General features: G+C 43.9%; 15 protein-coding genes. 6 read left to right on the top strand and 9 right to left on the bottom strand.

All coding sequences use genetic code 11. From position 1 onward, the window contains the following. Positions 1–62: 62 nt before the first annotated feature. Both JMA39_RS09875 and JMA39_RS09870 read right to left on the bottom strand, forming a co-directional pair. Positions 63–836 carry a Zn-ribbon-containing protein gene (locus JMA39_RS09875; protein ID WP_202721719.1) on the bottom strand — a complete coding sequence of 258 codons (774 nt, stop codon included), beginning with the start codon at positions 834–836 and terminating at the stop codon, positions 63–65. Position 837: 1 nt separating this feature from the next. Then, positions 838–1191, bottom strand: coding sequence for a hypothetical protein (locus JMA39_RS09870; protein WP_202721718.1), 354 nt, complete (start codon positions 1189–1191; stop codon positions 838–840). Between the two features lie 138 nt (positions 1192–1329). On the opposite strand from JMA39_RS09870, the gene JMA39_RS09865 reads away from it, so the two are divergent. Further along, positions 1330–1722: a DUF3192 domain-containing protein gene (locus JMA39_RS09865; RefSeq protein WP_202721717.1), complete on the top strand. Its 393-nt coding sequence runs from the start codon at positions 1330–1332 to the stop codon at positions 1720–1722. A gap of 20 nt (positions 1723–1742) precedes the next feature. Here JMA39_RS09865 and JMA39_RS09860 read toward each other — a convergent pair whose 3' ends face one another. Next, positions 1743–1976 (bottom strand): DUF2789 domain-containing protein, encoded by a 234-nt coding sequence (locus JMA39_RS09860; RefSeq protein ID WP_202721716.1) that lies wholly within the window; start codon positions 1974–1976, stop codon positions 1743–1745. 187 nt (positions 1977–2163) lie between these two features. On the opposite strand from JMA39_RS09860, the gene JMA39_RS09855 reads away from it, so the two are divergent. Together JMA39_RS09855 and JMA39_RS09850 are read left to right on the top strand one after the other, a co-directional pair. Continuing rightward, positions 2164–2802 (top strand): GNAT family N-acetyltransferase, encoded by a 639-nt coding sequence (locus tag JMA39_RS09855; RefSeq protein WP_202721715.1) that lies wholly within the window; start codon positions 2164–2166, stop codon positions 2800–2802. Continuing rightward, positions 2795–3100: a DUF962 domain-containing protein gene (locus JMA39_RS09850; RefSeq protein ID WP_202721714.1), complete on the top strand. Its 306-nt coding sequence runs from the start codon at positions 2795–2797 to the stop codon at positions 3098–3100. Before JMA39_RS09855 ends, JMA39_RS09850 begins: the two co-directional genes overlap by 8 nt. Positions 3101–4256: 1156 nt before the next feature. Here the strand turns inward: JMA39_RS09850 and JMA39_RS09845 are convergent. Together JMA39_RS09845 and JMA39_RS09840 are read right to left on the bottom strand one after the other, a co-directional pair. Next, complete coding sequence (locus JMA39_RS09845; protein WP_202721713.1) at positions 4257–4652, bottom strand: DUF3301 domain-containing protein; 396 nt, start codon at positions 4650–4652, stop codon at positions 4257–4259. Further along, positions 4649–5662, bottom strand: a complete 1014-nt coding sequence (locus JMA39_RS09840) for a DUF3549 family protein (protein WP_202721712.1) — start codon at positions 5660–5662, stop codon at positions 4649–4651. Before JMA39_RS09840 ends, JMA39_RS09845 begins: the two co-directional genes overlap by 4 nt. 109 nt (positions 5663–5771) lie before the next feature. Between JMA39_RS09840 and JMA39_RS09835 the strand changes: the two genes are divergently transcribed. The 3 genes from JMA39_RS09835 (at position 5772) to JMA39_RS09825 (ending at position 7750) form a co-directional block, all read left to right on the top strand. Further along, entirely contained in the window at positions 5772–6092 is a 321-nt protein-coding gene (locus JMA39_RS09835; protein ID WP_237732756.1) for a YqcC family protein, read from the top strand. 21 nt (positions 6093–6113) lie between these two features. Beyond that, positions 6114–6941 carry a tRNA pseudouridine(65) synthase TruC gene (gene truC, locus JMA39_RS09830; RefSeq protein ID WP_202721711.1) on the top strand — a complete coding sequence of 276 codons (828 nt, stop codon included), beginning with the start codon at positions 6114–6116 and terminating at the stop codon, positions 6939–6941. Positions 6942–7285: 344 nt separating this feature from the next. Then, positions 7286–7750: a flavodoxin gene (locus JMA39_RS09825; protein WP_202721710.1), complete on the top strand. Its 465-nt coding sequence runs from the start codon at positions 7286–7288 to the stop codon at positions 7748–7750. Positions 7751–7898: 148 nt separating this feature from the next. Here the strand turns inward: JMA39_RS09825 and JMA39_RS09820 are convergent, their stop codons facing one another. The 4 genes from JMA39_RS09820 to map all read right to left on the bottom strand — a co-directional run bounded on the left by JMA39_RS09820 (position 7899) and on the right by map (position 12874). Next, positions 7899–8249, bottom strand: coding sequence for a DUF3718 domain-containing protein (locus tag JMA39_RS09820; protein WP_202721709.1), 351 nt, complete (start codon positions 8247–8249; stop codon positions 7899–7901). 207 nt (positions 8250–8456) lie between these two features. Then, positions 8457–9281, bottom strand: a complete 825-nt coding sequence (gene dapD / locus JMA39_RS09815) for a 2,3,4,5-tetrahydropyridine-2,6-dicarboxylate N-succinyltransferase (protein ID WP_202721708.1) — start codon at positions 9279–9281, stop codon at positions 8457–8459. 31 nt (positions 9282–9312) lie between these two features. Next, entirely contained in the window at positions 9313–11868 is a 2556-nt protein-coding gene (gene glnD / locus JMA39_RS09810; RefSeq protein ID WP_202721707.1) for a bifunctional uridylyltransferase/uridylyl-removing protein GlnD, read from the bottom strand. A gap of 205 nt (positions 11869–12073) precedes the next feature. Further along, on the bottom strand, positions 12074–12874 hold the full coding sequence (map, locus tag JMA39_RS09805; protein ID WP_202721706.1) for a type I methionyl aminopeptidase: 801 nt from the start codon (positions 12872–12874) through the stop codon (positions 12074–12076). Positions 12875–13172 lie beyond the last annotated feature (298 nt).

The following is a 13172-nucleotide window of genomic DNA, read 5'->3' as shown; positions in this document are numbered from 1 at the left end:
CCATTTTTTTTATGAGGACGCTATTTTATGGGAAGGCATAATATAAGGAACGAGATAGTTCCTTATAGATGATCCCATGAGATGTTAGACACTATGCGGCAAGTCTCACAGCGAAAGTGAAACATATCCAATAACGGCTCGTCCAGAAGCCATTCTTTACTGCCGCATTTTGGGCAGGGGCGCTGCTTTTCTGACGCAAGGCTCTCACCACCGACACGATATAAGTAATAATAGGTCGGGATTTTAGTCAGGTACTCAACTCTGCCACGTAAGTCCCAGCCACGCCTAAACAGGTCGCTCTGATGGCTAGTTAACTCTTCCAATGCTGCAAATTCTGCTTTGGTGGCTGCTGCCATCTGCAGTTCATCACAGGCTTGCCATTCTGTTTGCCAGCGGATCATGCGCTTATGATCGCCATTGGCGGTAGCCGGAATTTGATATAGAGGAATGGGTTGCAGTGTATCGCCGTTTCGCAGTGGCGAGCACATATGCACGTAACTGGTATATAGTAGCTGCCAACTTGGGGTATCTTGACTCGAAACTTCGGAGTTAATGTCTTGACCAATATATTTTTCGCGTGGAGCGAGTAGTTTTGCATCGGTGAGCTCATTTAGCGCGGTATCAACCCAAGGGCTGTTGAAACGCTTTGATAGGCTGCTCTTCTCAGGCATTAACAGTCTGACTCTAAACTCACCTTCGTTGAAGGCAACGGCAAACTCACGCCCAAGAACTTGACCATTGGCACGATAGGCCTCGAGTAAACCATTGATCGCTTTCTCTGCTGCGCTAATCGTGGTGTTATCAAAACACTCGAACCTTAACTCAACCACATGCATTTTATTTATGTCCTTCGTTGGTACCGCACTGTTTTTCTAGATTATTTAGTTGCTGTTTCAATAAGTTGAACTCAGCTTTTAAGTCGACGAGCTCTTGTTCGAGTTTAGCTATTGTGTCGGCTTGGCTTGCCACCGCAGATTGCTCTGCAACATCATCAGCGGCTTTTACAGGACAATCAGCCGATAGGGCTTTAATTTCGTCGCTGCTCATGGATTTGAATTGCTGTAACCCTTGGATCAGTATCGGCATGGGGATACTACTGCCGAGCTTACTCTTAACGAGTGCGAGGGTTGGCGTTCTACCTTCATCACTGATCTTCTTAGCAGCACTGAGTACTTGTTCTAATGGACTCATGGTTAGTCAAATTCCTTACTCGTTAGTCTTTTTGTTAATCGCCATATAATACCCAAGGTCTGCTTTAAAATAAATTCATGCAAAAACAGTAACTTGATGCTTGGCATGTTAATTGCTTTTTAAATAAAACTAAAAACAATGTTAATACAGGAAGTTAAAGTGAAAACAAAATTATTAGGTTTAGCGTTTTTTGGGATTGCAAGCTTAGGGCTAACGGGCTGCGTGGTCAATCTTGGGGATGGGGAATCGGGCTGGGACAGCAATGCTGCATGGGAAAAGACTCAGGAGAATAACCGTAATAACCTCTCCAAAATATCCTTAGGTATGTCTAAAGATCAGGTGACAACATTAATGGGGACCGCTGATTTTAATGAGGCTTATATTCAGCAAGACAAAGAGGTATATGTATTGTTTTATCGCACCCAGCGTACTCATGGCGATGGTAAAACAACCAAAGACGAGTGCACACCTGTAGTGATCAGTAATAATGCGGTCGTAGGCTGGGGCGAGATGGCCTACAGCAAGATTTAATCTTAAAATCAAAACTAAGCCTAAGGCTTTCTCAATAGGGTGTCCAGTTGGTCGATAACTTCCGACCACTGGGCGTCTTGGTTAAAAGACTCCACGAGAAAGTGTTTCTGTGAAGCACTCCAAAATGGGGCTTCATGTAGCTGCATTGTATCAGGTAGTGAATGTTCTCTTATAAATGCCTCAATAGCTGCTTCTTCATTTGTTAGCCCCAGCTGCAAAAATAGGTTGGGTAAGTTATTCGTTGTCGTATCCATTTAGTCACCTATTTATATCTGCGATTTATTCCTTTAATTATGGCTGATATATCCAAACCCACTGCAATTTTAATAATCGTTTTATGCTGTAAAGTAATCGGCTCAAGCTTTTTGAATTGATTATTATTTGCACTTTTTCACGGGGTTGTTACATTGGTGTTGTGTGATCTAGATCAAGGAATATAAAATGGAGAATCAAGCCATGGAAGAGTGCCGTGCTGTTTACCTTACAGCAGAAGACCTACGTATTGCCGCTTCTATCCTCTATAACGCTTATCATGATGACCCATTCTTTTTAGAAACGCTTTATACCGGTGATCAGGCGCAATACGAGCAAAAACTACGCGGAGCTATCCGAGAAGAATTGAATGAACTATGGCAGCAAGAACAAGCCCTAATAGGTATGTTTATTGGTGAGCGCTTAGTGGGAGTTGCTTGTATTGTGACCCAGCAAGTCCCCCTTGGTGAGGCGAGATACTGGCATTGGCGTTTAAAGATGCTGCTAAGCGCGGGGTGGCAGTCAACTCAAGCAATTATTAATAAAGAAAACCAGATCATCGAGAATTTACCCAGTAACCAGTGCGGTATTTTGCAATTCATTGCTATCGCTAATAATGAGCAGGGTAGGGGCTATGGTGGACGACTCGTTAATGCAGTGCTGAGTTGGTGTGATGAGCAACGCCATCTCGATGGCGTAGGAGTATTTGCTAATGACCCAGACCATATTAGCTTGTTTACTCACCATGGCTTTGAAAAGATTGAGCGGCTTAGTATTGGTAAGGTCAACGGAGAGCTTTTGTTTTATAGAGGCTTGGTCAATGAGTAAACGTTATGCCTCTTTTGCAGAGTTTTATCCCTTTTATTTGTCACAGCATCAAGATAAGACTTGTCGAGCCTTACATTATCTCGGCAGTACTTTGGTGTTATTGATATTTGCCTATAGCTTACTGAGCGCCCAGTGGTGGATGTTATTAGCCTTGCCTGTTATCGGCTATGGTTTTGCTTGGGTTGGCCACTTTGCTTTTGAAAAAAATCGCCCAGCGACGTTTAACTACCCCTTATACAGTTTTCTGGCTGATTGGGTCATGCTCTATCAGGCTTTAAGTCGAAGAAAAAACATATAAATTCGTTTTGAGATAACTTTCTTGTGCGAGATCTCTTACTTTGTTGTGGGAGATAAATCGAGTTACATAGAGAGATTATTCACGATTCATGTGAAAACCGTTTTATTTCAGTGTCTTGCCCTTTGTGTGGCGTGTTAATATTTGGTTGCTATTTTGTATTCTCCCACTGGGCGCAGGTAAAAAGCTAGCTGCCGCTGTAAACTTATTATCGTAAAGAGATGAGAGCTAGGATGGCGCTTAACTTTTTACTATAACGGCTATTACTTTTAGCTAAGACCTGCCGATCAAAGCTGATTTTAGCTGAACATAATGGTTTTGCAGGATGCAATAAGGACAACCTCAGGAAGAGGAATTTAGCTTAGGATAAGCTAATAAAGGGAGTTAGTACCTTTGGTACAGGGATCGAAATGGATTTTCAGGGAAGATGCAGGATGCAAGTTAACCAAGGATGATGCAGGGAACGCATATATATAGCGGGAATGCTAAAATGAAGTTGTGCTAGGGCGTGCCGAATGGTGCGCCCTTTCTTCGTTTTAAGTCATGGTTAAGATTATTGGCTAACTTGATGTGCGAGATCTCTTACAAACTCGTGAGAAATTAGTCCTAAAGATCGCTGTTAGAAATAGTTTTTACAAGTTAAGTTCGTTAAAAACAATTGATTAGCTGATTTTCTGTAAGTTATGTTTGATAACCTGCATGTTAAATAAATGTTTAAGCCGGTATTTTTGTTAGCTTTTGACTTATTATTTAAGTGTGCAAGGAAGCATGCTATCGGAAAGGTTAGGGATAATCTGGTGTTGAAGGATTAACACTTTAAGGATACTACCAAGGAGTGGATAAACACATCCAGGATGGAAGGTTTACTACCTAGGAAGGTAGAATGCGATGGAAAGCAATTGAATGGATTCTCAAGGATGACGTTGGACACGCTCAAGAAGGAGCAAGCTTGGTGTAGGGAAGACCAAGAGCCAATGGAGATGTATCGTCAGATACAGGGATAAAAGGTTCAAGGAAGAGGCAGGAGCAAAGTTACGCATGGATGGTGCAGGGAGCACTCATATAGCTGGATGAGCTTACACAACAATAGAAAAGGCACGTCCCCTCAGGGGCCGTGCCTTTACTTCTTTATGCAGCTTTTAGTTTTTATCGCGCCGTGCTATTTACAGCGTCCTGAGTTACAACCACCACGGGAGCGTCCACCACAACCACCACCGAGGGAGCCTTTAGCTTCAGGCGCTTCATGCCATTCAGGCTCAGGGAATATGGGCCACTGTATTTTTTGTATTTTCTTGCCATGCATCCATAAGTTGCCACGATACTGATTGATACCGTCGGTGCTAAATTCAAACAGGTATTTAACCTTCCAAGTTAATCCACTGCTGCCACCAAGGCTAGGTTTGGCAGACTCTTGAGCAATTGCCAGTAGTTGAACTTTTTGTTTTTGGCATTCTTTATTTGTAAAAACTCTGCTTATTTCTGCCATTTGCCTTAATTGCCAAAAAAATGCAGCAACCATAACCACTGCGGCAATAATTAAAAAATCTGTCATCATCCTTTAGTTACCTTAAACAAACCGCCAATTGCAGTTGCAAGCTCAGTACTACGATTTGGATTACGAAGTTGAGCGAGGAGCTGAGTGCGAATTAATGGAATAGCCACAATATCAGCAAAAATCTGGTTAAAGAAGTGTTGTGGCTGTTTTGCTAAGGCTTCTAAGTAGATTGTGAGAGTTTGCTCATCTTTTAATGCTGACCAGTTTCTTGCAGCAATGGTAATGAGCATATCGGCAGATAAGGCATTAGCATCACTTAACTGAGCAATGGCCTGCTGACTCAGTTCTGGATGAGATGCAAGAGCGCGCAGGAAATAGCCTTTATCTTTATCCTCAGCAGTTTCCAGTTTAGCGAGTATTTTTTTCGCGAGTGCTTCATCGACGCTCAAGTGCTCTAAGCATTGACATACGGCTATCTGCACCTCTAAAGCCCAACTGTTAAAGCCGTTTGTCAGGTGAGTTTGATGATCCAGTTCACTGGCTCTAACACAAACATCGGCAATACCTTGTAAGCCGATATTTTGCCAGTCCTCTGTTGGATGTTGGCCCGATAAGTACTGGTAAGCAAATTCATACTGAGGTGAGGCTTTGCCACCGAGCTGCTTACGTACTAAAGCGTTAAAAACCGCGAGCTTTTCTTGAGTAGGCTTAAAGTTAAATGGATGATTAGCTAATTGATCTTGCTGTTGCTCCGTTAACGCTTGAGTTGGGTCTCGACCAAGGGCTTCAACAATCATCTTGATAAATTGCGTTCTTGGGGCTGGAGATAGAAGCCCACGCTCATCGAGAGGTAGCTTGATAAACCAGATATAGTGCTGTTGACTCGCATCCCAGAAGACAATGGCAAATTGAGCATGACCTTGAATAGGTGCAGGGTAAGGTGAGTGAAGCTCTTCAATCTGATGAAATGCCATCATATCGATATGTTGTACTCGACGGCCCATGTCATAAACTTGGAATTGAGTGTTAGCTGTTTTTAAAAATTGGCTGAGGGTCGTTATTTCTGTCATATCGTTATCGAGTGTAGGTTAATTAACGCATATTATAGGGATAAGTCGAGCTAGATGGTATCATCGCGAGCTAAATTTCCTATGCCAGATATCAGCTGGAGTGTGATCTTTGATTGAAATTGAAACAAGAAAAATGCTGGTTGCTTTAGAGGCAGAACTTGCAAATCAGGGACTATTGAGCCAGCAATTACCGAGCGCTGAAGCATTAGCCAGTACAGCACCTTTTGCTTGTGATTTGATGCCATTCGAGCAGTGGCTACAATTTATTTTTTTACCCAAGTTGCATTACCTGCTCGATGAGCAGATGTCGCTGCCTAACAAGATAGCAGTAGCGCCTATGGCGCAGCATGTTTGGGCTGAAGGCGCTAAACATCAGCATTTAATCCGGATTCTAACGGATTTAGACGCATTATTGAGTCAGCCTGAATAACGCTGACGAGAGAGAATTAAAATGAGTGACGAGACAGTGATAACAGATAATGACTTGCCTGATGGGCAAGAGGCTGAACAAGAGGTAGCGCCGCATATTGAAATATTATTTGAAGATGACGACGTGGTGGTGATCCATAAGCCTGCAGGGCTTTTGGTCCATCGTAGCTACCTTGCAAGGCGTGAGCGATTCTTTGCTATGCAATTGACTCGGGATAAGGTTGGCTGTCATGTATTTCCGGTGCACCGTTTAGACCGTCCCACATCTGGCATCTTGCTGTTTGCAAAAAGTAGTGAAATGGCCAATGTTTTGTGTGAGCAGTTTGCTGCCCATACAGTCGATAAGGAGTATTTGGCTATCGTTCGTGGCAACATGCATGAGGCGAGCACCCTCGACTACGCGCTAAAAGAGGAACTCGATGAGCTAGGAGATAAGGATGTCGATCCCAATAAAGCTGCGCAAGATGCTGTAACCAGTTATAAGCCTCTGCTAAATAGTGAGATCCCATACTCTTCGGGTCGTTATCCAACCAGTCGTTACGCTTTGGTGCAGCTTTCTCCCCATACTGGGCGTAAACATCAATTAAGACGTCATATGGCGCATTTACGTCACCCGATCCTTGGAGATACTACCCATGGTGACGGTAAACAGAATAAATTTTTCCGCACTCATTTTGGAGTTAATCGATTATGGTTAATCGCGAAGAAACTCAGTTTTAACCACCCTAGAACCGGTGAGCGTATTAGCGTTGAGACCGAGCTTGAAGCGGAATGGTTAAGCTTGTTTGAAGGCTTAGGTTGGGATGAGAAAACGCTTGGTTTAGATGCTCAGTCCTTTATCATCGCTTGATAACCGCTCTTGCAATTGAGGACGTGCTCTGTCCGAGATATAGAGTACCTAACTAAAAAATTATCAGATTAACACTCTGATTAAGTTTTGTTTGTTTCTGTTGTGGGGGCGAGTTCAAGGAGCGGGGTCATACTTAATTTGAAGCATTGTATCGTATGGAAATAACACATCCTGCGAATGTGGGCACTGCGTTGAATATGTTTACGGTGCTTTTTTCTACAAGAGTGTCTCATTATGGCAGATCCTTGTTAGCCTTACTTCATTGTTGCGACAGCGCTTGCCGCAACGTCTATCAGTACAGTATGTTAAGGATATAACTAAATAGCTTTTAGGCGAAGTAAAACATGAAAAAAGTGAATCTAGTTTTTGGAACAGTTTATGGCGGCGCGCAGTTCGTTGCCGAGACGCTTGAGCAGGCATTGCTCGAATTAGGCCAAGAGACTCAGTTGTATCAACCTGAGCAGCTTGTTGGTTTTGTCCCACCAGAGAACGAGTTACTCTTGATTATCTGCTCGACAACAGGTCAAGGCGATCTTCCCGACGATATCCAACCTTGGTTTTATGAGATGAAATCAAAGGCTCCCTATCTACCTAAGCTTAAGTTTGGTTTGATTGGATTAGGGGACTCAAGCTACGAGACATACTGTGGTGCAGCAGAACAGCTTTTAAGTCTATTTATAGAGTTAGGAGCGAAACAGGTCGGTGATTTTTTAAAAATAGACGCGGGTGAAACAATGGAGCCTGAAGTTGAGGCGCTAGCTTGGTTGCCTCTTTGGAATAAGCTGGTTGATAGCGAGCTTGCTGCTTAAGTCATCGATTTTTCGACTATTTGTCAGTCTGCGCTCCTCGTTACTCAAGCAGAGACTCCCCCCTTGAGGAAAGCCTGTTAGCAATCCTCACCATAACAGTACAAAAGAGGCTAGTGCCTCTTTTGTACTGTTATGGCTTAAAAAAATCTTATTCATAATTGACGACATAAAGCTCAGTATCAGACTCTGTCATCGCGATATCTTTAATCGTTACCCTTCCTTGCCCTCGAGTATATGGGGCAATTCTCTTGGCCGTTTTATCTGCGCCAGCATTTACCGTGAAATTATAGAAACTCTCGCCATTACAGACTAAGCGCGGAAAAACTCGGCTCTTATTGATACGATAATCTTTCATTGTACGATTGAATTGGACAACACTGTTGCTAGCCCCTGCTTTGCAGACGCTAATCAATGTGCTTTCTAATTGAGGTGACATAGCTGCCGAAGCGCCAAATGACATTACTAGCGCGGATGCTGCTAAAATGTACGTTTTAATCATGTCTTGCTCCTTCCACATGGGGTTCACACTTGAGTAAAGCTTAATGTTTTTTATTCACCTATATAACAGTGGAAGAGTTGTATCAAGATGTTGAGGAGCACACAGAATGTGTCTATCGATGTCAAAGTGTGTCAATTGTGAAAAGATAAGAAAAAACCCGCTAGAGGCGGGTTTTTTGTAGTGTATGTAACAGCTAAGGATAAGCGTTTAGTCAACGATACGTAGTAACTCGTTGATCCCCACTTTACCGCGAGTTTTCTCATCGACTTTCTTCACGATGATAGCGGCGTATAAGCTGTAGGTACCACATTTAGATGGTAGGTTACCCGCAACAACGACAGAACCTGCTGGTACGCGCCCGTAATGGATTTCGCCGGTTTCACGGTCATAAATGCGAGTGCTTTGGCCGATATAGACCCCCATAGAGATCACACTACCTTCTTCAACGATAACGCCTTCTACCACCTCAGAGCGTGCTCCGATGAAGCAGTTATCTTCAATAATTGTTGGGCCTGCTTGTAGTGGCTCTAAAACGCCACCAATGCCAACACCACCGGATAGGTGAACGTTCTTACCGATTTGAGCACAAGAGCCAACAGTCGCCCAAGTATCAACCATAGTCCCTTCGTCTACATAGGCACCTAGATTAACGTAAGATGGCATTAGAACTGTGTTCTTAGCGATGAACGAACCCTTACGAACCGTTGCAGGTGGTACAACACGGATCGCTTCTTTACGGAAACGCTCTTCGTCATAATCGGCAAACTTCATTGGTACTTTGTCGAAGTATTTGGTCTCTGCGCCATCGATAACTTGATTATCAAAAATACGGAATGAAAGTAGTACGGCTTTTTTTAACCACTGATGAACATGCCATTGACCGTCAATTTTCTCAGCAACTCTGGCTTCGCCAGTGTCTAGCATGGCAATCGCTTTTTCAACATCAGCACGAACACTAGGCTCAACGGTTGTTGGTGTGATCTCTGCGCGTGCTTCAAAAGCCGCCTCAATACGTTGGCGTAAAGCCTCCATTAACTTCTCCCAATATTTTGTTTAAAAAAATCTATAAGGCACTGGTGAGTGCTTCACGCAATTTTGCTTGTTGCGTGTCATCGAGTTGTTGCCCGTCTGCGGTTTGCAACAAAAAGAAATCTTCTGCTCGCTCACCGATGGTGGTGATCTTTGCTGCAAGCAGGGTTATTTCGCAGCGATATAAAATTTCGCCGACTCTTGCGAGCAACCCTGGTGAGTCAAGCGCGATGAGTTCCATCATACTTTTACCATGGCTTCGGGTCGCAGGGAAACTGACTTGGGTTGCAACTTTAAAAGGTTTCATCTTTCTTGAAAGATTTCTAAACTTCGGCAACTTAGGCGTTTCATTACTTAAGGCTTTTATTAACGTTTTCTTGATCCCTTGGATTCGGGAAAGCTGCGACACAGGCTCGCCATCTTGTTCCAAAATCACGAAAGAGTCCAGTGCATAGTTGTCTTTGGATGTCATGATGCTGGCGTCATGAACAGTAATATTCTTATTATCTAATATTGCCATCACAGTAGCAAACAACTTAGGCTTGTCTTTGCCGTAGACAAATAGCTCTGTACCGCCACGGGTCATGTGTTTTGAGATAACCACTAAGGTCTCATCTTGCTTATGTTTGATGATGGCCTCTGCATGCCAAGCAATTTGGTTAGGCTGGTTACGCAGAAAATAATCGGCTTTAAAACGTTGCCATAGTGCATCTAAGTCTTTTTCTTTAATGCCGCGGCGTAGTAACTCTTTCTTGGCTTTAGCTTGATGTTCGCGAACGCGAGCTCGGATATCGACGGGTTTTTCTTTACCACGGGCGAGTACCCGTTGCGTTGAAAAATAGAGATCTCTTAGTAGTGAGCCTTTCCAGTTATTCCAAGTTCTTTCGTTGGTAGCACAAATATCGGCAACGGTAAGGCAGTAGAGGTAACTCAAATGGACCGCATCACGTACATGCTCGGCAAAGTCAGCCACTACATCGGGGTCGGAGATGTCGCGCCGTTGGGCCGTTACCGACATCACTAAATGGTTTTCAACTAACCAACTGACCAAACGACCATCATGATCGTTCATGCCGTGTAATTTGCAAAACTCGAGCGCATCAATAGCGCCAAGTTTACTGTGATCGCCACCGCGACCCTTGGCGATATCGTGAAAGATTGCTGCCAATACCAGTAAGCCTTTCTTTGGCAGCTGGTTAATCAGCACAGAGCCTAATGGAAACTCCTCTTTCTGCTCAGGCTGAGCGAAGCTCTCGATGTTAAGCAATAATCTATGGGTGTGCTCATCGACGGTATAGGCGTGGAATAGATCGAACTGCATCTGGCCTTCAATGGCGCGCCACGCGGGCAAGTAGGCTGACAGCACACCGTGCTTATGCATAAGCGAAAGTGCGACAATGCCACGTGGATGACGCAATACTTGCATAAACAGTTTACGGCAAGACTCATGGTACATCAGCGCCTGAGGTTGGGCGCGTCGTGCACGGCGCAAGCTGCGCAGTGTAACGGCATAGATGGCTTGAATATTAGAGTTCTTAGCGACCCACAAAAATAGGTTTAAGATATTTTCTGGGTCATCAAATAGCTCACTGCTTAGGCTCTCAATGAATTTGCCACGACGCTGGAAATTTTCATCAATTGGCACGACTTCGAGTGCTTTTATATGGCCTAACGTGGCGCGTTTAAATAGCTGAAGTAGCATTTGATTAAGCTCCATTACTCGCCTAACCGTGCGGTAATAGTTCTTCATCATCTGTTCAACTGCTAATTGTGTACCATCTTCATAGCCCATCAATTTGGCGACTTGAGGTTGTAGATCAAACAATAGTCGGTTTTCATCACGACCTGAGACCAAGTGCAGTGAACAGCGTAGCCGCCATAAAAAGTCTTGCGCCTCTAACAGTTCATCGAGCTCTACCGGGTCTAAAAAACCATGGTAAACCAGCTCTTCAAATCTTTCGGCATTAAAGTGACGCATGGCCACCCAAGCGACAGTCTGGATATCCCTAAGTCCCCCCGGACAGCTTTTTAGATTGGGCTCTAAGTCAAAGGCGTTAGCGCGGCTATGACGGGCAGCTTGTTCATCGCGCTTGGCCACGTAAAACTCACTGCTAGGCCAAAAATCATCTTGACGAATATTGCGGTAAAGCAGAGTAAATAGGGCCTGTGGGCCACACAAAAGGCGTGATTCGAGTAGATTGGTCGCGACAGTAATATCGGCGCGGCCTTGCTCAAGGGTTTGCTCAATACTACGAACACTATGGCCAACCTCAAGCCCAGCATCCCAGATAAAAGCGATAAAAGCGCTTAATGCTTGTTCTGCATCTTGAGATAGCTCACCTTCAGTGAGGAACAGTAGATCTACATCAGATTGTGGATGTAACTCTCCTCGTCCATAGCCGCCAACGGCAACTAAAGCGATAGGGAATTGGTCCAGTTGATGGGCGCTCCACTGCTGTTGAAGTAGCTTATCGACGTGTTGACAGCGAGTGCTGACTATTGAACGAATATCTGATTTCGCGTTAAAGCTATCCAGAATCGTTTGGTTTAAGTCGATTAACGCGTTTTTGGCAGATTGAGCACTATTCATCAAATCTCTTCTTCGAGAACGGATCCGTTATGCAACGATTATCTATGCAAAAATCGCTAATTTAAAGGGCTTTATTACCGACAGGTGATATATCGCTAAACTTGCTTTATTTTGGTGCAATAAAACGGTGGAGTGAGGTATTAGCAGGGATAAATAGCAAAAGGCGTGTATTAACACGCCTTTTCGATGATAAGCATAGAAGAAATTAGTGATTAATCACTCTCGTTATTTCTTTCTCTTCTTCTCTTAGGGTAAGCACTTCAACGCCAGTGTTAGTGACAAGAAGGGTGTGTTCCCACTGGGCAGAATTCTTGCCATCAGAGGTCGTGACTGTCCAGTTGTCTTTCTTGTCTAGTACGCTAGTATGGCGACCTGCGTTGATCATAGGCTCGATGGTAAAGCACATGCCAGCACGCAGTACCGTTTTGTCATTATTTTTGTAATGCATCACCTGAGGCTCCTCATGGAAGCCTGCACCAATACCGTGGCCACAGTAATCGGTAACGATACTGTACTTCTCAAGACCGGTTTTCTTAGACTTAATAAATTTTTCTATCAAGGTGCCAATTTCACCAAGTTTCATACCCGGCTTCACTTTCTTGATACTGGTATACAGAGCTTCTTGAGCAATGCGGCAAAGACGCGCGTTCTTAGGGCTCACATCACCAATAAGGAACATTTTAGAGGTATCGCCATGGTAGCCATCTTTAATTACTGTGATATCAACATTGACGATGTCACCGTCAACGAGCGCGCGGTCACTTGGGATCCCGTGACAGATCACTTCGTTAATTGAAGTACAGATAGATTTTGGGAAGCCGTGATAATCGAGAGGCGCAGAAATCGCACCTTGCTCTTCAGTGTACTTAGCACAGATGTCGTTAAGTTCGTTGGTGGTGACACCTGCCTTAACGTGTGGTGCGATCATCTCGAGCACTTGTGCGGCCAATTTACCCGCGGCACGCATCTTTTCAATTTCTTCAGCAGTCTTAATTACTATACTCATTCTAATGTCTCTTAATGTCTTTCAATGTCTAAAATTAGTCGTCTTTTAATATGGCAAGGTTGCCCAAAAAACGACGTAAATATTTGTGCTTTTTTTCAAATTATGGTATAAAGCGCGCCGTTATGTTTGACTCTTGCCGTTCCCACCTCAAGGTGGTTCGTCTGAGTTAAGATGGCGGCCATTATACATGGCTATTGATAAATACTAAATCACACACATATCGACACGTTCTTCGGGGTGCCCTAATTGGGTCGAAGATATGGGATATGTGGAGGTCTAACCCCTAAATTATTTAAGG

The organism is Shewanella schlegeliana, from assembly GCF_016765635.1.
Taxonomy (GTDB): Bacteria; Pseudomonadota; Gammaproteobacteria; order Enterobacterales; family Shewanellaceae; genus Shewanella; species Shewanella schlegeliana.
This window is presented reverse-complemented; position numbering and strand designations above follow the sequence as displayed.